The sequence below is a fragment of the Actinomadura fibrosa genome (assembly GCF_900659615.1).
GTDB classification, from domain to species: Bacteria; Actinomycetota; Actinomycetes; order Streptosporangiales; family Streptosporangiaceae; genus Spirillospora; species Spirillospora fibrosa.
The window spans coordinates 1-21,813 of record NZ_CAACUY010000149.1 but is presented as its reverse complement, the minus strand read 5'-3'; the positions used below and the strand labels follow the sequence as shown (position 1 = coordinate 21,813).

The window sequence follows — 21,813 nt, the reverse complement described above, 5'->3', positions numbered from 1 at the left end:
CCCGCGCGACCGCGCCCGCCACCGCCGCGCCGTGCTCCCGGCGCAGCACGTGCAGCAGCATGTCGAGCCCGGCGGCGGCCCCGGCGCCGGTCACGATCCGCCCCTCGTCGGCGTAGAGGGCGTCCGCCGCGAGGCGCACCGCCGGATAGCGCGCCGCGAAGTCGGCCGCGACGCTCCAGTGCACCGCGACGCGCCTGCCGTCCAGCAGGCCGGCGTCCGCCAGCGGGAACGACCCGCAGCACAGGCCCGCCAGGATCGCGCCCCGCTCGTACGCGGCCCGGACCGCGGCGACGAGGGCGGGCGAGGCCGGGGCGGGCAACGCCCTCGCGGGCGGGTCCCCGCGCCCCGGGGGCCCGGCCCCGCAGGACGGGTCCGGCGCGCATCCCCCCGGCAGCAGGACGACCAGGTCGGCGGCGCCGAGGCGGTCGAGGCCGTGCTCGATCTCCACTGTCAGGCCCGAGTCGGTGAGCACCTCCCCCGGGACGCCGGTGCACAGCGACACCTCGAAGGAAGGCAGGCCCCGGGACGTGCGGTCGGCGAAGACCTCGACGACCATCCCCAGTTCGAAGACCCTCGCCCGCTGGGGCACGTACACGGCGATGGAACGGAACGGGCTCATCGGCTCCTCAGCACTCGAACACCGGCGCGACCCCTGTTCGACGTCCCCGTCCCTCGCGGAGTTCCGCCCTGCCGGCATGCGGCGGACCGCCGCATACAACACGGTGCAAGCTGGATGGACAGCCTGAGGAGCGAGATTCCGGGCGACCCCGGGTCAGGGGGTGTGCGCGGGTGGTCTCGGAGGTGTCGCGGCGGTGTCCAGGGCCTCGAAGGACTCCGCCGCCCTCCGGGCGGTGGCCATGGCCCGGCGTCCGGTGCTGAGCAGGCCCAGGGCGGCGATGCCGGCGCCGAGCGCGGCGACCGGCCACCAGACGCCGTGCGCCGCGGCGGTGAACGACGGGCCGCGGGCCGCGCCGACGACGGTCCCGGAGATCGCGACGCCGAGCGCGGTGCCCGTCTGCCGTCCGGCGGACGCGAGCGAGGCGGCGACCCCCGCCATCGAGCGGGGCATCCCGGAGACCGCCGTGTTCGTGATCGGCGGGTTGACGGCGGCGAGGAAGACGCCGAACAGCAGGTAGGTCGCGAGCACGGCCGGCAGCGGCGTGGACGGTCCGAGCCGGAGCGACGCGAGGCCGCCGAGGGCCAGCGCGGTTCCGGCGACCACCAGCGGCAGCCGCGGCCCGCGCGTGCCGACCGCCCGCCCGACGAGCGGCGACAGCAGGATGATCAGCGCCCCGACCGGCAGCAGGCACAGCCCGGCCTCCAGCGCGGACAGGCCCCGCACGTCCTGGAGGTACTGGGTCGTCACGAACAGGAACGCGCCGAAGCCGCACAGCGCCCACAGCGCCGTCACGATCGCCGCGCTGAACGGCACGCTGCGGAACAGCCGCAGCTCCAGCAGCGGATCGGCGCGGCGCGGCTCGGTGGCGAGGAGGCCGAGGACGCCCAGCGCGGCGGCGGCGAGCAGCCCGAGGATGACCGGCGACGTCCAGCCCAGCGTCCGCGACTCGATGATCGCGCAGACGGTGCCGCCGAGCACGAGGACCGTCAGCGCCTGGCCCACCGGGTCGAACCGGCGCGCCCGGACGGCCCGGGACTCGGGCACGAACAGCGCGGCGCACGCGAACGCGGCCACCGTGACCGGCACGTTGACCCAGAAGACGGCGCTCCAGCCGAGGCCGTCCACCAGGGCGCCGCCGAGGACCGGGCCCAGCGCCAGCGCAAGGCCCGCCATCGACCCGAACACCCCGATGGCCCTGGCCCGCTCGGCCGGGTCCTCGAACGTCGTCGCGACGATCGCCATCGCCACCGGGTTCAGCATCGTGCCGCCGGCGCCCTGCACGGCCCGCGCCGCGACCAGCCAGCCGGTGCCCGGCGCCAGCGCGCACAGCAGCGAGCCGAGCCCGAACGCCGCCAGCCCGATCTGGAAGACGCGCCGGCGCCCGAACCGGTCGGCGCTCGCCCCGGCCGGCACGAGGAAGCCCGCCAGCACGAGGGTGTAGGCGTCGACCGTCCACTGGAGGCCGGACACCGAGGCGTGCAGGTCGCGGCGGATCGCCGGGAGCGCGACGTTCACGATCGAGATGTCCATGACGACCACGACCACGCTGGCGCAGCAGATCGCGAGCACGAGCGCCCGGCGGCGGGGGCTCGGCGGCGTTGGAGGGTTCATGGCCCCCGACGCTAGGATTTAGAGCGTGCTCGAAGTCAACGGGCGACCGCAGCCCGAGTCCGCGCGGCCCGTTCCGGAGGGCGGCCTGAGCATCGCCGAGGCCGCCCGCCGCACCGGCGTCAGCGTCCACACCCTGCGCTACTACGAGCGCGCCGGCCTGGTCGTCACCCCCGTCGACCGCACGTCCGGCGGCTGGCGCCGCTACGGCCGGCTCGACCTCGACTGGATCCTCGTCTGCACCCGGCTCCGCGCCACCGGCATGCCCATCCGGACGATCCGCCGCTACGCCGAGCTGGTCTCCGCCGGACGCGGCAACGAGCAGGAGCGCCTCGCCCTCCTGGAGTCGCACCGCGCCGACGTGACCGCCAGGCTCGCCGAGATCCGGCGGAGCCTCGAACTCATCGACCACAAGATCGACGTCTACCGCGGCCGCCTCGCCGCCGGGGACGCCGACCGCCTCTGGGCCCCCACCCCCGACGACTGACGCGCCCGGAACGTGGAAAGTTGTGTGGAATAGTGCATCCTCCGGCACGATCTCCGGGCCCCGCCAACGCGTAGCCTGAGGATCGAGTCGATCGGGGTGGCGGGATGCCGAGACGGCTGGCGCTGTGCGTCGTGGTGGGCGAGTTCACCGGCGGCGGCTGGACGGCCATCGCCAGGGCGGTCGAACGGGGACGGCTGCTGCGGCGGGCCCTGGAGGACTTCGGCTACGCGTGCACGGTCCTGTCGGGCGCCGACGCCACGGCGCGCGCGATGGGCGAGGCCTTCTACGAGCACGTCGAGCGGCTGGAAAGCGACGACCTGCTCGTCGTCGCCGTCCTCAGCCACGGGCTGGTCGCCGAGACCGGCGAGCTGTACGCGGTCGGCGCCGACGGCCGGCACGACCGCGCCACCAGGATCAGCGACTGGATCAAGGAGGTCGAGGACTTCGGCCCCCAGGGCCGGCCCCGCGTCCTGTTCCTGCTCGACCTGTGCCAGGCGGGGCTGGTCGCCCGCCGCCCACCCCCGCCGGCGGCCCCCGGCGCGTCCCGGCGCTCCTGGGTGCTCGCCGCCTGCCCGCCCGGCCGCGCGGCGTTCGACGGCCGGTTCACCGAGGCCGCCGCCAACGTCCTGCACGCCATCGGACGCCGCGAGCGGGACGTCCACGGCGGCTCGCGGTACGTCCGGCTGACCGTGTTCGCCAAGCGCGTCAAGCAGGAGCTCGACCGGCTCGTCGCCTCCAGCGACGCCTACCCGCAGGACGCGATCGGCGGGCTCGTCGACCTCGCCGAGGCCGAGGACGTCCCGCCGTTCTTCGCCAACCCCGCCCACGACGCCGACCCGGCGAAGGAGGTCCGCGAGAACGTCGAGGGCCCCGTCGGCGCGTTCGTGGACGTCCTCGACCAGGTCGCCGACCCGCGGCACTACACGCTCCGCGCGTCCGGCCGGATCTGGGAGGACGACGAGGCGAGCGGCTGCTTCACCGGGCGGCGGCGGGAGATGGGCGCGCTGTCGCGCTGGCTCGACGGCGGCGCGCGGGGCTCGCTGCGCATCGTCACGGGCAGCCCCGGGTCGGGGAAGTCGGCCGTGCTCGGCCTGCTCGTGTGCGCCGCCCATCCGAAGCTCCGCAGGCAGACCCAGCGCCTGTGGTTCCCGGTCGGGCACGTCCCGGCGGAGAACGCGGCGCTCGCGGTCGCGCACGCCCGGCAGCGCGGCACCGCGGAGATCCTCGGCTCGCTGGCCGGGCAGCTCGGCCTCGGCGACGTCCCCGACTGGCCGTCCCTCATGGAGGCCCTGCACGGCCGCCCCCGCCCCGCGCTCGTCATCGACGCGGTCGACGAGGCGCTCCAGCCCGAGGCGCTCGCGGACGAGCTCCGCGCGCTCGCCCTCGCGCGGGACGCCGGGGGCCGGCCCCTCTGCCGGATGCTCGTCGCCACCCGCCCGGGCCCGGCGTTCGAGATGCTGCGGGCCGCCGCCGGCGCCGACGACGCCGTCATCGACCTCGACGACCGGTCGCGCGAGGAGATCCGGCGGGACGTCGAGGACTACGTCCGCCTGCTGCTCAGGCTCGCGTCGCCCTACGACACCTCCGCCTACGCGCCCGCCGCGGCGGCCTTCGCGACCGCGGTCGCCGAACGCCTGTCGGCCATCACCGGACGTCCCGGAGCCGCCGGCCGCTGGGGCGAGTTCCTCGTCGCCTCCCTGTACACGCACCGGCTCGTCACGCGGCAGCCCCCCGTCCTGGACCCCGCCGAGGCCGCCGCGTTCGGCCGCCAGGTCCCCGGCACCATGCCGGACGTCCTCGACCTGATCCTGGACGCCAGCTCGCCGCTCCGCCGCGTCCTCAGCATGCTCGCCCACGCCCGCGGCGAGGGGATGCCGCTGGAGGTCGCCCGCACGCTCATCCCGCTGTTCGGCGGCTGCGACGACGTCCGCGCCCTGCTCGCCGAGGCCCGCTTCTACCTGCGGCAGAGCGCCGACACCGACGGCACCACCCTCTACCGCCTCTTCCACCAGGGCCTCGCCGACCACCTCCGCGACCCCGCCAAGGAGGGCGGCATCCTCGACCTCCTGCTGCCCGGGACGTGGGACGGCGCCGTCCCTTACGCCCGCCGGCACGCGATCCAGCACGCCGTCGCCGCCGACCGCGCCGACGAGCTGCTCCGCCACCCCGGCTTCCTCGCCGCCGCGGACCCCGTCACCCTCGAACCGGCCCTCCCCGCCGCCGCGAGCGCCGAGGCCCGGCTCGCCGCCGCCGTCTACCGCACCTCGATCCGCCGCCACCGGACCCTCGCCGCCGACGAGCGCCGCCAGGTCCTCGCCGTCGACGCCGCCCGCTACGGCAGCACCGCCCTCGCCGAGGACCTCGGCGCCGGGCGCGCGTGGCGGCCGCTGCGGGCGTCCGGGAGCCAGGTCGCCGCCGCCCTCCGCCAGACGATCCAGGTGGCCGCCGGACCGGTGACCGCGCTCGCCTGCGCCGTCTCCGCCGCCGGACGCCCCGTCGCCGTGGTCGCGCCCGCCGACGGGCCGCCCGGCGTCTTCGACCTCGCCACCGGCGCCTTCACCGGCGTCCGGCTCGGCGACGACGCCGCGACCGCGCTCGCCTGCGCCACCGTCGCGTCCCGGACGGTCGTCGTGAGCGGCCACCCGCGCGGCGCCGTCAACGTCTGGGACCTCGCCGGCGGCGCCCGGATCGGCGGCACCCTCCACGGCCACACCTACGAGATCACGGACCTCGTCTGCGCGGGCCCCCCGGACGCCGCGGTCGCCGTCGCCGCGGCCGACAACGGCACCGTCCGCGCCTGGGACCTCACCACCCTCGCCCCCGTCGGGACACCGCCTGCCAGCGAACCGCCGCCCGCCGCCGGACGCCCGCCCGCCGGCGAGCCGCCGGGCGGCTCCGTCGCCTGCGTCGAGATCGACGGCCGGCTCCGCGCGTTCGCCCCCGCGGGCGACGGGACGATCACCTGCTGGGACCTGCTGACCGGAACCGTGATCGCCCGCCACACCGTCTCCGCCGAACCGGGCGAGATCCTCCTGACCACCGTCGACGACCTCGTGATCGCCTGCGGCCCCGACGGCGTCGTCCGGCTGGACCCGGCCGCGACCGGCACCGCCGTCCCCCCGCACCGCGCCGGGCCCGCCGAGGAGGCGGCCGACCGGCTTCCCCGCGCGCTGACCGGCGTCCGGACCGGCGCCCCCGTCGCCGTCGTGGGCTACGACGACGGCCTCGTCCACGTCACCGGCCTGCCCCCGGACTCCGGCACCACCGTCCGCTTCACCCACGGCACCCAGGTCACCGCCGCGGCCTGCGCCGTCATCGCCCAGAAACCCGTCGCGATCACGGCGGGCGCCGACGGCTGCCTCCGCACCTGGGACCTCGCCTCCGTGACGCCCCTCGGCTCACCCCACCGCGGCCACCTGTCCCCCATCGCCTCCCTCGCCTGCGCCGACGTGTCCGGACGCACCGTCGTCCTCTCCAGCGACCACGAAGGCAGGACCCTCGTCTGGCCGCCGGACACCGCCCGCCCGTCCGAGATCCCCGCCGGCGGCCCCCTCGCCGTCCTGCCCGGCGGCCGTCCCACGGCCCTCACAGCGGGCGACCACGGCGTCCAGGAGTGGGACCTGACCACCCTGCGCCCCCTCCCCGCCCTCCCCGGCCTCGACGGCGCGGGCCCCTTCACGTCCCTCGCGACCCTCCGCCTGGGCCGCCGCGACATCCTCATCACCGGCAGCGGCGACGGCGCCATGGCCGTCTGGGACGCCGCCACGGGCGAGCGCCTGAGCACGCTCCGCGGCGACGACCAGGCGCCCGTCGCCGACCTGGCGCCGTGCCCCGGCACGGGCGACCGCGGCATCGTCGTCTCCCTCTCGGCCACCGGCGCCGTCCGCATCTGGGACCTCGCGACCATGGACGCGGGCGGCCACCCCATCGACCACTGCGACGAGGCGGGCGCCGTGGCCTGCGCCCGCGTCGGCCGGCGTCCGGTACTGGTCGCCGGCATGCTGGACGGACGCCTCCGCACCTGGGACGTCCCCACCGGCCGCGAGACCGGCCCCCCGCTCGCCGGCGGCGGCGTCCCCGTCACCGCCGTCGCCTGCGCCCGCCTCGGCACCAGGACCCTCGCCGCCGTCGCCACCCGGGACGCGACGATGCGCGTCTGGGACCTGGACGAACGGACGATGCTGCAGAAGATCGCCCTCCCCGAGACCGCCCAGCGCCTCCTGCTCACACCGGCCGGGCACATCGTCGCCGCGATGCACTGGGACATCGTCACCTTCTCGTCCGGCCCCGCGGCCTCGACCGTTCCATCGCGTCCGGCCGCCCCGCCACGCTCCGAGCAGTGACCGCTACTAGACCGGTCTTGCACCCTTTCTTGACATGTGATGGCCTATCAGCAGTCAAGTCCGTCCTGTCTCGCATTCGACGAGGGAAGTATCATCGCGGGAATCCCCCTGAGGAGGTTGTCGATGGCGGGGCTCGATTGCGACCTGGAATCGATCATCGTCGACCTGTCCTCCACACCGCTGGAGCGGCTCGCCGACCTGACCGACGACGTCATCGCCGCCGCAACGCGCTGCGCGGGCGGGTCCCACGACGCGTCACTCCCCCTGTGGAACAACGATGGAGTGCAACCGCCGGCCTACGGCTGACCCATGGACCGGCATCGGCTGAACACCGCGGAGCTGGCCGCGATGGTCAGCGGACGGGTCGGACCGGCACTGGTCGAAGGGCTTCGCGCCGCGGAGCTGAGCAAGCACCAGCTGCTGCTGGAGGCGGTGCGGCGCTCCGCCGCGCGCCAGCTCCCGAGGGACCAGGCCGAACCGATCGAGCACGCGCTCACCGATCTGGCCGACCTGCAGCAGAGGTCGCCCGTCGCGGCACGGGAAGTGATCGGCAGGCCCCAGATCGGCGTGTGGGCCATGCTGTTCCTGCGAGCGCTGAGAAACGGTGAGACACCGGACACCGGATACCTGAAGAACCTCGTCCGGGAAAGCCGGGCCGCGGACCCGCGCGGATCGCGCGTTCCGAGACTCGAAGTGAGTTCGGGTGGGCTCACGCTCAGCGTGCGTCTCGATGACAGCGATCCCCATTTCGGGATCTATGGAGATCGCGCCACCATCGACTCCACGGCGGACCTGAAGATCTGGCTGCAACGGCTGGCGGAGGCATGGCACCTGCTCGTCCGCCACGCTCCGGACACCGCCGCCGCGATCGCGGGCGCGGTCAACACGCTGGTCCCCCTGCGACACGGCGGCCGCACCGCGTCCTTCAGCGCCACCTCGGACTGGGCCTTCGGCGCCATCGCCCTGACGCTCCCCGCGAACGCCCTCGACTTCGCCGAGATCCTGGTGCACGAGTTCAGACACGCGCTGCTCGGGGCGGTGACCGACCTGCTCCCGCTCCTCGTCCCGGAGCCGAGCCGGATGCTGTACTCGCCGTGGCGGCGGGATCCGCGCCCGGCGGCGGGCCTGCTCCACGGCGCTCACGCGTACATGGGCCTGCTGGACTTCTGGCAGCGGCAGGGCGCCACGCTGCCCGCCGCGGCGCGTTTCCTACGATGGCTGGAGCCGACGCGCGAGGCGCTCGAACGCCTCGCCGCCTCCGGGGCGCTCACCGAACTGGGAGCCCACCTCGTCACCGCCATGCGCTCGCAGGCGGAACGCTGGCACGAGGAACCGCATCTGCCCGCCGAGCTGCGGGATCCTCGACGCTCGGACGTGGCGCGGCACGCCCTGGACGCCGCCGCGGACCACCGCCTCCACTGGCGGATGCGCCACCTGCGTCCGGACGGAGCCGCGATCGAGAAGCTCGCCGAGCACTGGAGGGCCCGCCGGCGCCCCTTCCCGGTGTCCGTCCACCTCGTTCCCGCACCGGCGCAGCGGCTCATGCCCTCAGGACGCTCGATGCTGCTGGAGCGGGCGGCCGGTCGAACGGCCGACCCGGCCGTGGAGGCCACCGGCGCCGACGAGGCGCATCTCCTGGAGGGACGTTACGCCGCCGCGGCGGCGGGCTACGAGGTCCGCGTCGACGCGCGGCACGATCCGGACGCATGGGTGGGTCTCGCCCTCTGCCATCTCCACCTACAGCCGGACGCCTTCCTGTGCAGACAGCCCGAGGTCGTCGCCGCCCTGCATACGCGCTTGCGCCACCGCGGGCCCGACGCGGCCGGGGCACCCGTGGATCCCCGCCGGCTCAGCGAGTGGCTCAGCGACCATCGACGCCGCGGAGACTAGGGAGCCATCGGCTCAAGGTCCATGTTGATCCTGCCGCGCTGCGACATGATGCGGGTCAGCGGGTGTTCGACGGTCAGCGTTCGCCGGCTGATGGCGTAGCTGGTCTCGTAGAGACCGTGCGCGCTGCTCTCGTCACCGCTGGCCCTCCGGTCGAGCGCGAGGTTCGCGGCGATCGCCAGCGTCCAGGGATGCTCCGCCCCCAGCATCCGGGTGATCGCGTCCAGCGTCTTCTCGCCCAGCTCACGCGCGCGCTGCACCTCGCCCAAGGCCGCGAGGTCACTCGCCAGGTTCGCGGAGATGATCAGGACATGCGGATGCTCTTCGTTGCCGTGCGCGTGCCTCATCCCCGCGAGTGCGCGCACGTTGAGCTCTTCGGCCGCGGCGGGATTGTCCCGCATGCGCAGCACCACGGCGAGATTGGCCATGGTCGCCAGGGTGTTCGGGTGGTCGGCCCCGGACTGCTTCTCCCACAGGGCGAGGGTCTCCTCGCCGAGTTTCTGTGCCGCACCGAGGTCGTCGGTGAGGCGGTAGTCGTTGACGAGGTTGGTCGCGACCAGAAGGGTCTGCCGGTGCTCCGGCCCGAGGGTCGACCTGTGCTGCTGTAGCGCCTCAAGCCCTTCGTGATGGGCTTCCTTGTGGTAGCCCATCCGCCGGAGGGCGACCGACTGGTCGGCGAGGACCAGGAGCCGACCGTAGTGATACGGCTCGTTCTTGTCCTCCTGGGTCTGGTTGATCCTCCGCAGGAGGTCGAGAGACTCCTCGTAGCGGCCGAGCTGCCGCAGATCGCGCGCCACCGCCCACCGGGAGGTCAGCGTGTCCGCATGGATGGGCCCGAGGAGCCGCTCACGGCCGGTGAGCGTCAGCTCGTCCATCTCCAGCGCCTCGCTGTACCGGCCCAGGCACCGCAGGTCGAGCGCGATGTTGTTGCGGAGCGTCCACGTTTCGAGGTGCTCGCCGCGCAGCTCCCTCTCGTACACCGGCAGCATCTGCGCGTCGTGCTCGTACGCCTCGTTGAACCGGCCGAGCGTGCGGAGGCACGTCCCGTGGACGCGCGCGCCGCGCAGGTAGACGTCGTGAGACTCCCCATGGCTGCTACGGACCCGCTCCAGCGTGTCGACGATGAGTTGCCGCGCCTCCTCAAGCCTGTTGCTGCGCAGCAGCGCCCAGGCGACCTCGACGGAGACCGACAGCGTCTGGAGGTCGTCCTGCCCGAAGAGCGTGCGCCATGAGCCCAGCGCCGCTTCACCGAGGCTGAGGCTCTCGCTGTAGCCGCCGCGCAGGTGCATGCGGCGCACCTGGTTGATGATCAGGGCACGGACCAGCCTGTCCGGTGATTGGAGGGCGCCCGACGGCATCAGGTGGTGGCGCGAGCGCTCGTAGATCGGGTCGTTCTCCTCCAGGTCGGGCGAGCCCGGGTCGGACGCCGCGAGCAGGGTGTGCACCGCGGCGCGGAACTCGGCCGCGGCCTCGGCGTCCTCGCGTTCCAGCCGTCCGCGGGTGACCGCCTGCACGACCCGGTGCATCTGCACGACGTTGCGGACACCGAAGATCTTCACGAGCGAGAACCGGGCCAGCTCCCGAGCCGCGCGGCGGTACTCCTGGAGGTCGCCGACGACCATGCTCAGCGGGCCGGGCAGGCTCGGGGCGCGGTTCGGCTGGACGAGCAGCTCCTCCGAGACGGGTTCGGGGGAGAAGAACGCCAGCAACTGGAACAGGCTGTCGGCCTCGCGGGAGATCGTGCCCCGGGAGACGCTCCAGGTCGTGGCGACGGCGTGTGGATAGTAGATGTCGACGTCCTGGCCGAACAGCTCGTGGGCGTTGCGGGCGTATTGGGCCAGGTACTCCTCGATGGGAGTTCCGGTCTCGACCAGGAAGGCGGCGGCGTGCTCGGCCGCCAGCGGCAGGTTGTCGAGAGCCTGGGCGAGCCGTTCGGCCTGTTCGAGCCGGGCCTTCTCCTCGACCTGGTCGTCCGAGGGGCGGAGCAGCTCGACGCGCTTGCGCAGGAAGTCGACCGTCTCGGGCAGGTCGAACTCGGCGACCTCGATGCCGTCGGTGCGAAGGCTGCGGCGCCACTCGGTGACGCGCGAGGTGAGGATGACGTGCCCGGTGCCCTGGGGGACGTACTTGCTGACGACCTCGGGCTGGGTGGCGTTGTCGAACACCAGCAGCCAGCGGTCGTAGGGCTGGCCGGCGCGGAGGGCGTCGAGAACGACCTGCGCCGAGTAGTCGCGCTCCTGGGCGCGGAAGTCCGGCAGGCCCATCTGGTGTCCCAGCGCCACGAGGCCGTCGCGGATGGTGTCCTCCTGCTCCGCGCCGATCCACCAGACCAGGTCGTACTCGGACGAGTAGCGGTGGCAGTACTCCGCGGCGATCTCCGTCTTGCCGACGCCGCCGAGGCCGTAGAGGGGCGTCGTCGGCTGGCTCAGGAGGGCGGTGGTCACCTCGCCGGACGCCTTTCCGCCGGACGCCGAGGTCAGCCGTTCGTACAGGGTCGCCAGCGCGCGTTCGCGGCCCGTGAAGTGCGGATTCCTGAAAGGGATCTCTCTACACCAAATCGGTCGCCTCGCACGAGTGGGGACACTAACGACACCTTCACCCGTAACGTCAGTCACCTTACCCGCCTAAGCCACTACCGAGGGTTGCATTCACCCCGAACCGGAAAAAACTCACAGGATAGAGGGCTTGAACCTACCGAGGAACGCAAACGTCCTTACTTACCGTACCGCAAGTAAAAGATCGCTCTACTATTAGCCTTTGTCCGGCCCTTTGACCTAGCCGACACTATGGGTTGAAGCTATCGTCACGCTTAGTGATACACAAGGATGTGATGTTGTGACGTCTCAGGGACGCCCATCTGACCACCTCTCCAAGTGGCCGACATCGGCCTTGAATCCGACACCCGTCTTGGTTTGACGTGTATCCCGACGACCGCGACGCTCGGAGGACCCCTTCTCCGGCGGGAGGGCACCGATGAGGAGTGCGGACCAGAGACGCCGCGCATCCGAGCTGATGGCCGAGGGCGAGCGGGCGAGGGACGAGGGCGAGCGGGCGGGCGCGGAGCGCTCCTTCCGCGCGGCCCTGTCGCTGTTCGTGCAGCTTGAGGACACGCATGCCGCCGCCAGCGCCCTCGCCGCACTGGCCGACCTCTCCATGGCGGAGGGCCGCCTCGGGTCCGCCACCGACCTCTGGCGCCAGGCCGTCGCCCGTGCTCCCGGCGACGTCGAGGCCCTCACGGGGCTCGGTTACGCGCAATGGCTCAGCGGCTCCCCGGCCGACGCGGAGGCGACGCTCGAACAGGCGCTGACCAGAAATCGGAGTGCCGCGCGGGCATTGGCCGGACGTGGTCAGGTCCGCGCCGAGCTCGGATCTTATGACGCGGCTCTCGCCGATCTCGACCGTGCGCTCGAACTGGGACTTCCGGCCGCCGATGAGACCGACACCCGGACGGCGCGCGCCCTGGCATTCGCCGGCCTCGGGGAGTTCGCCAGAGCCGAGGCCGAAATAGCGGCCGAGCTGGAGCGGGTTCCGGACCGTCCGCGCACGCATTTGCGTGCGGGGCGAATCGCGGTATTCGCGGGACGGCCGCAACAGGCCAAGGATCGGCTCACGCGCGTCACGGAACTCGACCAGGACCAGGCGGCCGTCGAGACCGAGCAGGCACGCCGCATCCTGGAGCGGCTGGAGAGGTCCGTCGGCGGGGACGAGTGACGGACATCGCATGCAAATTGCGTCATAAGTCTCACTTCATGTTGCCGCGGATACGCGACCATGGGCAGATCGACCTCGCCCCGCGGAGGCTGCGGCATGACCCGCATTCTTGGCATCCACGGCATCTGGAACATCCGCTACTACCTGGAGAACCGGCGGTCGGCGCCGGCCGCGGCCGACGCCGTGAGCCGGGCGTGGCGCGACGCCCTCACCGGGACCCGTGACCGGCCGGTCGATCTGCGCGTCTGCTACTACTCCCACCACCTGTACCGGGGGACGCTCCAGGCCCCGGACGCGCCCGAGCTGCTGGAGCCGCGCGAGCAGGAGCTGCTGATCGCCTGGGCGGCGCTGCTGCGCGGCGAGCAGGCGGGCACCGAGCCGTCCGACGCGCAGGGCACGCGGACCGTGCGGGTGCGCGCCGCGGCGGACTGGATCGCCAAGCGGTTCCCCGCCGGCACGCGTTCGGCGGTGCTGGCGTTCTGCCGCGAGGTCAACACCTACCAGACGAGGCCGCCGCGCAGGCAGCGGGCCATCGACGCCGTGCGCGCGGCGATCGACCACCATCGGCCGGACGTCCTCGTCGCGCACTCGCTCGGCAGCGTCCTCGCCTACGAGGCGCTCTACACGATGCCGGACGTCCGGCTCCCCTTCCTCCTCACCCTCGGCAGCCCGCTCGGCCTGCGCGGCGTCGTCTTCGAGCAGCTGCGGCCGGCTCCGGCCGGCGACCGAGGGGCGCGGCCGCCGGGTGTGGAGCGGTGGGTGAACGTCGCCGACGTCGGGGACGTCGTGGCCATCCCGCCGAAGCTGTCCCGGCGTTTCGCGGGCATCGAGGAGGACGTCGAGCTCACGCTCGGATCCTGGGAGTTCCACGCCGTCAAGACCTACCTGCGGACGCCGGAGGTGAGATCCCTTCTACACCTCTGAGCAACTTCCGGTCAGGGAAAGCCGTTGAGATGGTGAGCTCGACCTAGCAACCTGGGAAGCGGCCACTCTCCTGGGGGTGAGCGCACATGGCCGCACGACCGGCCGCGCGGCACCAGACGGTGCTGGGCGTCGACGTGGAAGCCTTCTGCGCCCGCGAGAGGACGACGCCCGACCAGGTCGCGGTGCGCGAGGCCCTGTACTCGGCGCTGCGCCGCGCGTTCGAGCGCTCCGAGATCCCGTGGCCAGGCTGCCATCGCGAGGACCGCGGCGACGGCGCGCTGGTCCTGATCCCCTCGGACGTTCCCAAGGCGCGGTTGAGCGGGTCCCTGCCGCGCGAACTGGCCGCCGCGCTCGACGAGCACAATGCCCGATGCGAACCGAACGCCCAGTTCAGGCTGCGGATGTCGCTGCACGCCGGTGAGGTCGTCCACGACGAGCACGGTGTCGTGGGCGCGTGCGTCAACCTGACATTCCGGCTCCTCAATGCCAAACCAGTCAAAGCCGCCCTCGCCGCGTCATCGGCCCCGCTCGCCCTGGTGGTGTCGCCCTGGTTCCATGACGAGGTCGTCCGGAACGACCCCGACAGCGCCCCGGACGCCTACGAGCGCTTCCGCGTCTACGAGAAGGAGACCCGGACATACGCCTTCGTCCGGACTGTGCAAAACACGACCGAGCCCAGCCGCCCAAGCGCCTCTCCCCCGGAACCGTCCCGGCTGCCGCGCCGCAACCGGTTCTTCACCGGCAGGCAGGACACGCTGGACCGCATGGCGCGGATCCTCCTGGCCACTCCCGAGGTGCCGCCCGCGGCGTGCGTCCTCCACGGGATGGGCGGGGTCGGCAAGAGCCAGCTCGCACGCGAGTTCGCCCATCGCTTCGCGGACCGGTTCGACGGCGTCTGGTGGGTGGACGCCGGCGACCCCTTCTCCCTCGTCCGCGATCTGGACCAGCTGGCCGACCGGCTCGGCGTGCCGCCGGACGGCGGCGGGCGCGGGGCGGCCCTGCTGTTCCACGAGATCGCCAGGCGCGGGCAGCGCTGGCTGATCATCTACGACAACGCCGAGGACCAGCACGACCTGGCGCCCTGGTGGCCGGCATCGGACGTGGGCGCCGTCCTGGTCACCTCCCGCACCTCGTCCTGGACGATGGCGGACCCGATCCGCGTCACCCCCTTCACCCGGGACGAGTCGCTGGCGTTCCTCGCCAAGGCCGCGGGCCGCGCCGACGACACCGAGCACGAGGTCGACTCCATCGCCGGCACCCTGGGCGACCTCCCGCTGGCCCTCGCGCAGGCCGCCGCCTACGCCGTCCGCAACCGCACCGGCTGGCGCCGCTACTCCGAACTGCTCGACCGCGCCCCCGCGGAACTCATGCACCTCAACGGACCGGACGACTACTGCGGCACGGCGGCCACGACCTGGTCGATGTCGATGGCCCGCGTCGGCGACGAGCGGCCGGAGAGCGCGCACCTCCTCAGGCTGTTCACGTTCTTCGACCCCGAGCACATCCCCCGCGACGTGGTCCGGCCCCGCCTCGACCTGGCCCCCGCCTGGCTGAACGACCTCGCCGAGCATCCCGTGGACTACGACGAGGCGATCGGCGCGCTGTCCGAGTACGCGCTCGTGGACGCCACCGCCTCGACGGTCACGCTGCACCCGCTCGTCCGGACGATGGTGCAGCGGTCGATCCCGGCGGACGAGCTGCCCGAGTGGACGGCCGTCGCGGCGGCCGTCCTGGAGGCGCGGTTCCCCCGGCAGCCGCGCGAGTCCAGCTCCTGGCGCGACTGCGCCGCGCTGCTCCCGCACGCCGCGGCGGTCGCCCGCCACAGCCGCCGGCACCTGGCCGCGCCGGTCGAGACGTCCGCCCTCCTCCAGCGCGCCGCCGCCTACCTCCAGGTGCGCGACCAGCACCAGCAGGCGCTCGGCATCCTCGACCACGCCCTCGCCCTGACGGCCCACGCCCACGGCGTCCGGTCCCCGGAGTACGCCGAGCTCCTCGTCGCCCGCGGCGAGTCGGACTGCTACCTCGGCCGCCACGTGTCCGCGGTGAAGACGGCGCGCGAGGCGCTCGACACCATGCGCGCGCACACGAACCCGGCCCACCCGTCCCTGATACCGGCTCTGCGGCTCCTCGGCCGGGCGCTGACCGAGACGGGCGACCCCGGCGAGGCGATCGGCGTGCTCCGGGACGGCGCCGACATCTGCGAGCGCGCCCACGGCATGGCGGACCGCCGCACCGCCGAGCTCCTCGCCCGGCTCGCCTACGCGACCTGGCGGAAGGGCGACCTGGAGCAGGCGCGGGCGATCTACGACCAGGCCGACGTCATCTGGCGCAAGACCGCCGCCGCACCGGACCGCGAGCGCACCGTCGCCTACCGCTGGCAGGCGGCCGTCCTCTGCGACCTGCACGAACCGGACGCGGCGCGCACCGCCGCCGTCCAGGCGATCGAGATGGCACGCGACCTGTACGGCCCCGACCACGTCGAGACGATCCGCGCCGAGGAGCAGCTCGGCATCGTCATCGCGTCGTCCGGCAGGCCCGCGGAGGGAGCACGGCTCCAGGAGCGCGCCGCGCAGTTCCTGCGGGAGTACTACCCCGTCCCCGTCGTGGTAGCAGGAAGCCTCAGCGCACTCGCGCGCACCCTCCTCCTCAACGACCGCGCCGACGAAGCCCTGGCGACGGCCCAAGAAGCAGTGGACCTCTACGTAGAGGACCACGGCACGGTCGACCACTGCTACAACGCGGCGGCCCTGACAGCCCTCGGCATGGCCCAACGCCACCTGGGCCTCACAGAAGAAGCGGCCGAGAGCTTCGACCGAGCCCGAACGATCTACGAAACCTCAGGCGGCCCCGCCCACCTGCTAGCAGAAGTGAAGACCGAAATCTCCCTACTCTCCTAAGCAGCGATAGACGTCAGCTTTCAAATGATCGCCGGAATGTGCAGACGCCCACGGCATGTGCGTCCGCCGACCCGCACTCCCACGCCCTTCTCGTAAGCACGCGCGTCGATGCTGCTGTACCCCTGGCAGATGATCGACCGGTAGATCTCCTCGGACACGACGACGATCAACGGACCATCGATGGTGTTGAGCGTACGCTTGACCCGCGGAGCGTCCAGCAGCCGGAAGGCGACATCGAGATCCTCACCACAGAAGCCCTTGCCGTCGTCGTGGATCTCTCCCACATGGACGACGAGCCTCAGCCTGAGACGCTCCTCCGAGTCACTTCCCAAGTCAGCGTTGTATCGGGTCAGGAGCGCGCAGAGTGTGGGGACGAACGTGTCGAGAAGCCGCGTCTTGGGAACCTCGTCAACCGGACGCACCAGAACGAGCACACCGTCCCCGCGGTCGGTGAGCCTCTCCAGGTGCCGGTCTTCGATGCCTGTCTCCTGCATGGCCTCGTCGAGCATCGAATACGTCAGCTGCCGAAGCCTGATCTTGACCGGGTTCTTGCGGGCCGTGGAGCCCTCCATGTCCACGGCGAGAATGATGCGAGGAACTGGGTCCTCCAGGACTGGTCCCGAGCGGCGCACGCTCTCAGGAACAGGTGTTCCGGCTGTCGCAAGCTGGCTTGCCCGCCCCTTGGACGGCTCCGCCAGTCCAAGGGCCTCGGTCGAATCCATGCGATCTCCTCGCCTGCGCGCGCCAGGTCTGACTGACGCCTGGTGCCATCGAGCTCAAAAGCCATGTCACCGGTCGAAACTCGTGCATGAAGATCAGCGTCCCCATTGATCGGCAGCATGGCCGCCTCACTTGAGGAGTGTTGTCAGCCGCGCTTCGCCCGTGCTCAGTATGGGCGAGGCTAAGCCCACCGCGTGCAGAAGAACACCAAGCCTGACGGACCGTCATGTCGGAGGCACAATCGCGCTCATTGGATCAAGATGAACAAGTCTCGTAACGTACATCGTAGTACGGATGCACAATTCTTGACATACTTGTACACGTTGGATCTCGCAGGCGGAAGGGAGTAGATGGGTTCGATCAGACGGCGGCCCACGCCGCCCGGGCCGATCACCGACCTCTTCGACCGCCTCAACGAACTGCACCTGGAGGCGGGACTACCGTCCGTGCGCCAGACCGTGGCAGGCATCGGCAGAGGGGTGATCAGTACGTCGAGCGTCTACAACACGCTCGCCGGTCCAAGGGTCCCCGCCTGGCACTTCCTGGCACTGGTGGTCGAGGAACTCGGCGGGTCCGTGGACGACTACCGGCCGCTCTGGTCGGCTGCCCGGCGCGCCGAACTGGAAGGTGGGCAGAGCGCCGAGGCGTCACCCGTGGGCGAATCGCGATCGCGAACGGAGGTGCCCGAACCTTCGCGCATTCGACTATCGGATACGACCAGATCACTCTGGGGTTCCTCGATCCCGTCCAGGAATCCCCATTTCACGGCACGTTTCGCTGAGCTCCAGGCGCTGGAAGCCGGCTACGGGCAGCAGGCGACCGCCGATCGGGAGGGACCGGTCGTCCAAGCCCTCTACGGGCAGGGAGGGGTCGGGAAAACTGAGATCGCCGTCGAGTACGCCCACCGGCACCGCCGCGACTACGAGCTGGTGTGGTGGATCCGCGCGGAACAGGAGGACCTGATCCGGGACGCCCTCACCGACCTCGCGGACCACCTCGAACTCCACGACACGCGCGGCGGCGACAGCGATCAGCTCATCCGGTCAACGCTCAAGGCACTGCAGTGGGGCGTTCCCTATCAAACCTCTTTGCTCATCTTCGACAACGCCATCCGTCCCGAGGTAATCCTCCGCTACCTCCCCGAGGACGGCGCGCACGTCCTGATCACCACCCAGTCCCAGGGGTGGCGACGCGCACTGCCCGCGGCCACCCTGGACATCAGGGAATTCGAGATCGAGGAGGCGACCGAGTTCCTCGAGAACCGGCTGACGACGCTGCGGCCTTTTCGGCTACCAGAGGACGGCAGCGGCCGTGCGGCGGAGCCGGACCCGGTCGAGGAGGCAGCCTACCGTGAATCGATCTTCGAGCTGGCCAAGGTCCTGGACGGGCTGCCGCTGGCTGCGGAGCACGCCGCCGCCTACCTCAACGAAACCGAGGCGACGGTCGAGGACTACCTGCACGCCTTCCGGCGAACAGCGAGAGAGATCGTCCACCCCGACGCTGACTTCCTGTACCCACATGCTGTCGCAACGTCCTACGCGATAACGCAAGAAGCACTCACCCCCGAGGCGGTGACACTGCTGCGCGTGGTCGCCATGATCTCTCCAGAGCCGCTCTCCGAGGAATTGCTCGTCCAACCCCTGGCGCGCGAAGAACTTCCCCCCGAAGCCCGGAGCGTACTCACTGACACCAAGCGTTTTCGGCTCGCCGTACGTGAACTCGCGCGTTTCTCGCTACTGAGGTACGACGCCCTACAAAGCGAGCTGCAACTCCATCGCATCGTTAAGGCCGTCGTGGAGATGAGCATCCGGCAGGACGGCCCTGAGGAGGAGCGCAGGAAGCGAAGGATCGCGCACGTGCTTCTCGCCGCTTCCGACCGCTTGGCGCCGGAGAAGGAGGAGAACGACAGGGCTTACCAGATCTCGCGCCCGCATCTGATCCCGTCTGGCGCAGTGGACAGTGACCATGCCCCGACGCGCGATCTGGTGATCAACCAGGTGCGCTGGCTGCAGGTGAGGGCCAGGTTCAGCGAGGCATACAGACTCGCCGAGTACGGGTTCGGCCGATGGCGACGCAACCTCGGCGAGGACCATCTGCAGACGCTCGCGCTGGCTACCGAACTGGGCCACGTGCTCAGGCAGTTGGGAAGATTGCGCGAGGCGTCCAACCTCGACATGGACGTCAAAGAGCGGTTGCGGTCGCGGTACGGCGAAGAGAACGAGGTCTTCCTCAACTGCGCCCGGAACCACGGCATCGATCTCCGCGTGTTCGGCAGGTACAAGGAGGCGCTCGAACAGGACGAGCACCTGCTTCCACTGTATATGCGCGTTTTCGGCGAAGACCATTTCCAAACGCTCAACATGCTGAACAACATCGCCATCGGATTGCGATGCATCGGCCATTACGAGAAAGCCCTGGAATACGATTTGCGCACCCACGCGGCACGCGTCTACGTCCTGGGCGAGATGCATCTGCGCACCCTCGACTCGCAGTTCGCGGTGGCCCGCGACCTGCGCAGGCTGGGCCGGTACGAGGAGTCGCTCGACGAGCTGATCAAGATCAACAGGATCGTGGAGCGGCGCGACGAGCCCTGGTTGCAGCCCACGCTGCTGTTCTCGCTCGATCTCGGGGTGGCGCTGCGCCGTGTCGGTCACCACAGGGAGGCCCTGGACCACCTTGAGACCGTGTACGCCCGGCACCAGGCCGTCATGGGAGCCGACCACCGGCAGACCCTGACGGTGGCCGCCAACCTCGTGAACGATCGCCGGCTCGCCGGAAGGCTGCGGAGCGCCCGCACCCTGGCGGAGTCGATCATCAGGAGGATGAGCGAGGTCATCGGCGAGGAACATCCCAATACGTTCGCCGCGAAAGCGAACATGGCGCCCGTTCTCCGCTACGCAGGCGACCTGGAGGAAGCACATCGGATCGACGCCGAGGCGCTCGACGGGCTCGTCCGCATCTTCGGCCAGGAGCATCCGTACTGCCTGGTCGTCATGTGCAACCACGCGAGCGACCTGGCCGCCGCGGGCGCCGCGGACGAGGCCGTCCGCATGGGTGAGCGGGCGTTCTCGCTGTCACGCCAGGTGCGCGGCGAGGATCATCCGTTCACCCTGGCCACGGCCGCGAACCTGGCCCTCGACCTCTGGAGGGCGGGCTCCGGCGACCGGGCCTCGGCGCTCCATGACGAGACGCTGGAGCGCTACCGGGCGGTCCTCTCGCAGCACCATCCGGAGACACGGGCGGTCGGTCGCAAGGAGCGGGTCGATCTTGATATTGAGCCGGACGTCAACTGAGGTCAGGCGGCTCGGTCGGTGGATCTTGCGGACGCGGTCTGTTCAGTCCGTGTCCGCCCCCTGGGCGCGGTCTTGGCGGGGGCGGAGGGCTTGGTGGGGGTTTGGGGGCGGTTGGGGCGGGAATGGCGAACACCCGTTCGACTGGAGGAGGGATCGTGTCGCAGGGACCCGTGGAGAAGGACCCGCAGGACTGGACGACCGGGGACGAGCCCATGACGGCTCCGCAGGAGTCCTACCTGCAGACGCTCGCCCGGGAGGCGGGCGAGGAGGTGCCCGAGGGGCTGTCGAAGTCGGAGGCGTCGCGGCTCATCGACGAGTTGCAGCAGCGGAGCGAGCGCGTCCAGGGCGGTCAGTGACCGGACGCCCCCGACCGATGCCGTTCGGGTGGGCGGCGGGCCGGGAGGAGGGACGCGGCTCCGGCGGCGGCGGTCGCGGCGGTGACGGCGGCGGCGAGGAAGGCTTCGCCGTAGCCGCCGGACCGCGCGGTCGCCACCGTGGACAGGGCGGCCAGCCCGACCGCGGCGGCGACCTGGCGGACGGTGTTGAGCACGCCCGCGGCGACACCGGCCACGTCCGGGGGCACGCTGGTCGCGGCGACGGTGATCGGGGTGAAGGCCACACCGATCCCCAGCCCGAAGAGCACCTGGGGTAGGGCGATCGCGGGCCAGTAGGCGGTGTGCGCGCCCAGTCCGGCGAGCCAGGCGAAGCCCGCGGCGGCGAGCAGGGCGCCGCCGGCGGCGACGGCGCGGACGCCGTACCGGTGGGTGAGCCGCCCGGCGGCCTGGGCGCCCGCGAAGAGCGCGGCGGCGGCGGGCAGGAACGCCAGCCCGGCGCGCATCGGCGTGTAGCCGAGGGCCTGCTGCACGTACAACGACAGCAGGACGGGGCTCGCGAAGAAGCCCAGCCCGAGGCAGAAGACGACCGCGTTCGCGGCGCTGACGGGTCGCGACCGGAACAGCCCGAGCGGTACGAGCGGCGCGGCGGCCCAGCGGGCCTGGTGCGCGAGGAACAGGCACAGCGCTACGGGGGCGGCGGCCAGCGCGGCGAGCACGCGCGGCTCCGACCAGCCGCCGGTGCCGCCTTCGAGGAGCCCGTAGACCAGCGCGACGAGGCCGCCGGTGGCGAGGACGGCGCCCGCCACGTCCAGGCGCGCCCGTCCGGGACGGGCCGCCGCGCCGTGCGGGACGCGCAGCGCGGCGAGGACCGTGAGCGCCGTCAGCGGGACGTTCACGAGGAACACCCAGGGCCAGCCGGCGAGGCCGGTGAGGACGCCGCCCGCCACGGAGCCGGCGGCGGCCCCGGCCGCGCCCACGGCGCTCCACAG

General features: G+C 72.0%; 14 protein-coding genes. 9 read left to right on the top strand and 5 right to left on the bottom strand.

Annotated features, from left to right (window positions below):
- Together E1300_RS33730 and E1300_RS33725 are read right to left on the bottom strand one after the other, a co-directional pair.
- Window positions 1-619: GlxA family transcriptional regulator (locus E1300_RS33730; protein WP_207400099.1), on the bottom strand; the 619-nt coding region annotated here is incomplete at its 3' end.
- Window positions 620-772: 153 nt separating this feature from the next.
- Window positions 773-2,230, bottom strand: a complete 1,458-nt coding sequence (locus tag E1300_RS33725) for an MFS transporter (RefSeq protein ID WP_131761163.1) — start codon at window positions 2,228-2,230, stop codon at window positions 773-775.
- Window positions 2,231-2,255: 25 nt separating this feature from the next.
- Here E1300_RS33725 and E1300_RS33720 point away from each other — a divergent pair, with 25 nt between their 5' ends.
- From E1300_RS33720 to E1300_RS33705, 4 genes are all read left to right on the top strand, one after another.
- A complete protein-coding gene (locus E1300_RS33720) occupies window positions 2,256-2,714 on the top strand; it encodes a MerR family transcriptional regulator (RefSeq protein ID WP_131761162.1) in 459 nt (152 codons plus the stop codon).
- A gap of 104 nt (window positions 2,715-2,818) precedes the next feature.
- Window positions 2,819-7,057, top strand: a complete 4,239-nt coding sequence (locus tag E1300_RS33715; RefSeq protein ID WP_131761161.1) for a hypothetical protein — start codon at window positions 2,819-2,821, stop codon at window positions 7,055-7,057.
- Between the two features lie 123 nt (window positions 7,058-7,180).
- Window positions 7,181-7,363: a hypothetical protein gene (locus E1300_RS33710; protein ID WP_131761160.1), complete on the top strand. Its 183-nt coding sequence runs from the start codon at window positions 7,181-7,183 to the stop codon at window positions 7,361-7,363.
- A gap of 3 nt (window positions 7,364-7,366) precedes the next feature.
- Window positions 7,367-8,947, top strand: coding sequence for an aKG-HExxH-type peptide beta-hydroxylase (locus E1300_RS33705; protein WP_131761159.1), 1,581 nt, complete (start codon window positions 7,367-7,369; stop codon window positions 8,945-8,947).
- Here the strand turns inward: E1300_RS33705 and fxsT (E1300_RS33700) are convergent.
- Entirely contained in the window at window positions 8,944-11,559 is a 2,616-nt protein-coding gene (gene fxsT, locus E1300_RS33700) for an FxSxx-COOH system tetratricopeptide repeat protein (protein WP_131761158.1), read from the bottom strand. The genes E1300_RS33705 and fxsT (E1300_RS33700) overlap by 4 nt on opposite strands.
- Before the next feature lie 358 nt (window positions 11,560-11,917).
- On the opposite strand from fxsT (E1300_RS33700), the gene E1300_RS33695 reads away from it, so the two are divergent.
- The 3 genes from E1300_RS33695 (at window position 11,918) to fxsT (E1300_RS33685) (ending at window position 16,476) form a co-directional block, all read left to right on the top strand.
- Window positions 11,918-12,655, top strand: coding sequence for a tetratricopeptide repeat protein (locus E1300_RS33695; RefSeq protein ID WP_131761157.1), 738 nt, complete (start codon window positions 11,918-11,920; stop codon window positions 12,653-12,655).
- Between the two features lie 96 nt (window positions 12,656-12,751).
- On the top strand, window positions 12,752-13,579 hold the full coding sequence (locus E1300_RS33690; RefSeq protein WP_131761156.1) for a serine peptidase: 828 nt from the start codon (window positions 12,752-12,754) through the stop codon (window positions 13,577-13,579).
- A gap of 86 nt (window positions 13,580-13,665) precedes the next feature.
- Window positions 13,666-16,476 carry an FxSxx-COOH system tetratricopeptide repeat protein gene (gene fxsT / locus E1300_RS33685; RefSeq protein WP_131761155.1) on the top strand — a complete coding sequence of 937 codons (2,811 nt, stop codon included), beginning with the start codon at window positions 13,666-13,668 and terminating at the stop codon, window positions 16,474-16,476.
- 20 nt (window positions 16,477-16,496) lie between these two features.
- Here fxsT (E1300_RS33685) and E1300_RS33680 read toward each other — a convergent pair whose 3' ends face one another.
- Window positions 16,497-17,198, bottom strand: coding sequence for a hypothetical protein (locus tag E1300_RS33680; RefSeq protein WP_131761154.1), 702 nt, complete (start codon window positions 17,196-17,198; stop codon window positions 16,497-16,499).
- A 348-nt stretch (window positions 17,199-17,546) separates the two neighbouring features.
- Between E1300_RS33680 and fxsT (E1300_RS33675) the strand changes: the two genes are divergently transcribed.
- Together fxsT (E1300_RS33675) and E1300_RS52885 are read left to right on the top strand one after the other, a co-directional pair.
- Window positions 17,547-20,489, top strand: a complete 2,943-nt coding sequence (fxsT, locus tag E1300_RS33675) for an FxSxx-COOH system tetratricopeptide repeat protein (RefSeq protein WP_131761153.1) — start codon at window positions 17,547-17,549, stop codon at window positions 20,487-20,489.
- Window positions 20,490-20,644: 155 nt separating this feature from the next.
- On the top strand, window positions 20,645-20,845 hold the full coding sequence (locus tag E1300_RS52885; RefSeq protein ID WP_278045405.1) for a DUF3072 domain-containing protein: 201 nt from the start codon (window positions 20,645-20,647) through the stop codon (window positions 20,843-20,845).
- On the opposite strand, the gene E1300_RS33665 is transcribed toward E1300_RS52885, so the two are convergent.
- On the bottom strand, window positions 20,839-21,813 hold a 975-nt coding region (locus tag E1300_RS33665), incomplete at its 5' end, for an MFS transporter (RefSeq protein ID WP_131761151.1). The genes E1300_RS52885 and E1300_RS33665 overlap by 7 nt on opposite strands.

Excerpts from the sequence above, each read along its gene's own strand:
- E1300_RS33680 (WP_131761154.1), bottom strand. The coding sequence starts at position 17,198 with ATGGATTCGACCGAGGCCCTTGGACTGGCGGAGCCGTCCAAGGGGCGG.
- E1300_RS33715 (WP_131761161.1), top strand. The coding sequence starts at position 2,819 with ATGCCGAGACGGCTGGCGCTGTGCGTCGTGGTGGGCGAGTTCACCGGC.
- E1300_RS33710 (WP_131761160.1), top strand. The coding sequence starts at position 7,181 with ATGGCGGGGCTCGATTGCGACCTGGAATCGATCATCGTCGACCTGTCC.
- E1300_RS33705 (WP_131761159.1), top strand. The coding sequence starts at position 7,367 with ATGGACCGGCATCGGCTGAACACCGCGGAGCTGGCCGCGATGGTCAGC.
- E1300_RS33725 (WP_131761163.1), bottom strand. The coding sequence starts at position 2,230 with ATGAACCCTCCAACGCCGCCGAGCCCCCGCCGCCGGGCGCTCGTGCTC.
- E1300_RS33695 (WP_131761157.1), top strand. The coding sequence starts at position 11,918 with ATGAGGAGTGCGGACCAGAGACGCCGCGCATCCGAGCTGATGGCCGAG.
- fxsT (WP_131761155.1), top strand. The coding sequence starts at position 13,666 with ATGGCCGCACGACCGGCCGCGCGGCACCAGACGGTGCTGGGCGTCGAC.
- fxsT (WP_131761153.1), top strand. The coding sequence starts at position 17,547 with ATGGGTTCGATCAGACGGCGGCCCACGCCGCCCGGGCCGATCACCGAC.
- E1300_RS33690 (WP_131761156.1), top strand. The coding sequence starts at position 12,752 with ATGACCCGCATTCTTGGCATCCACGGCATCTGGAACATCCGCTACTAC.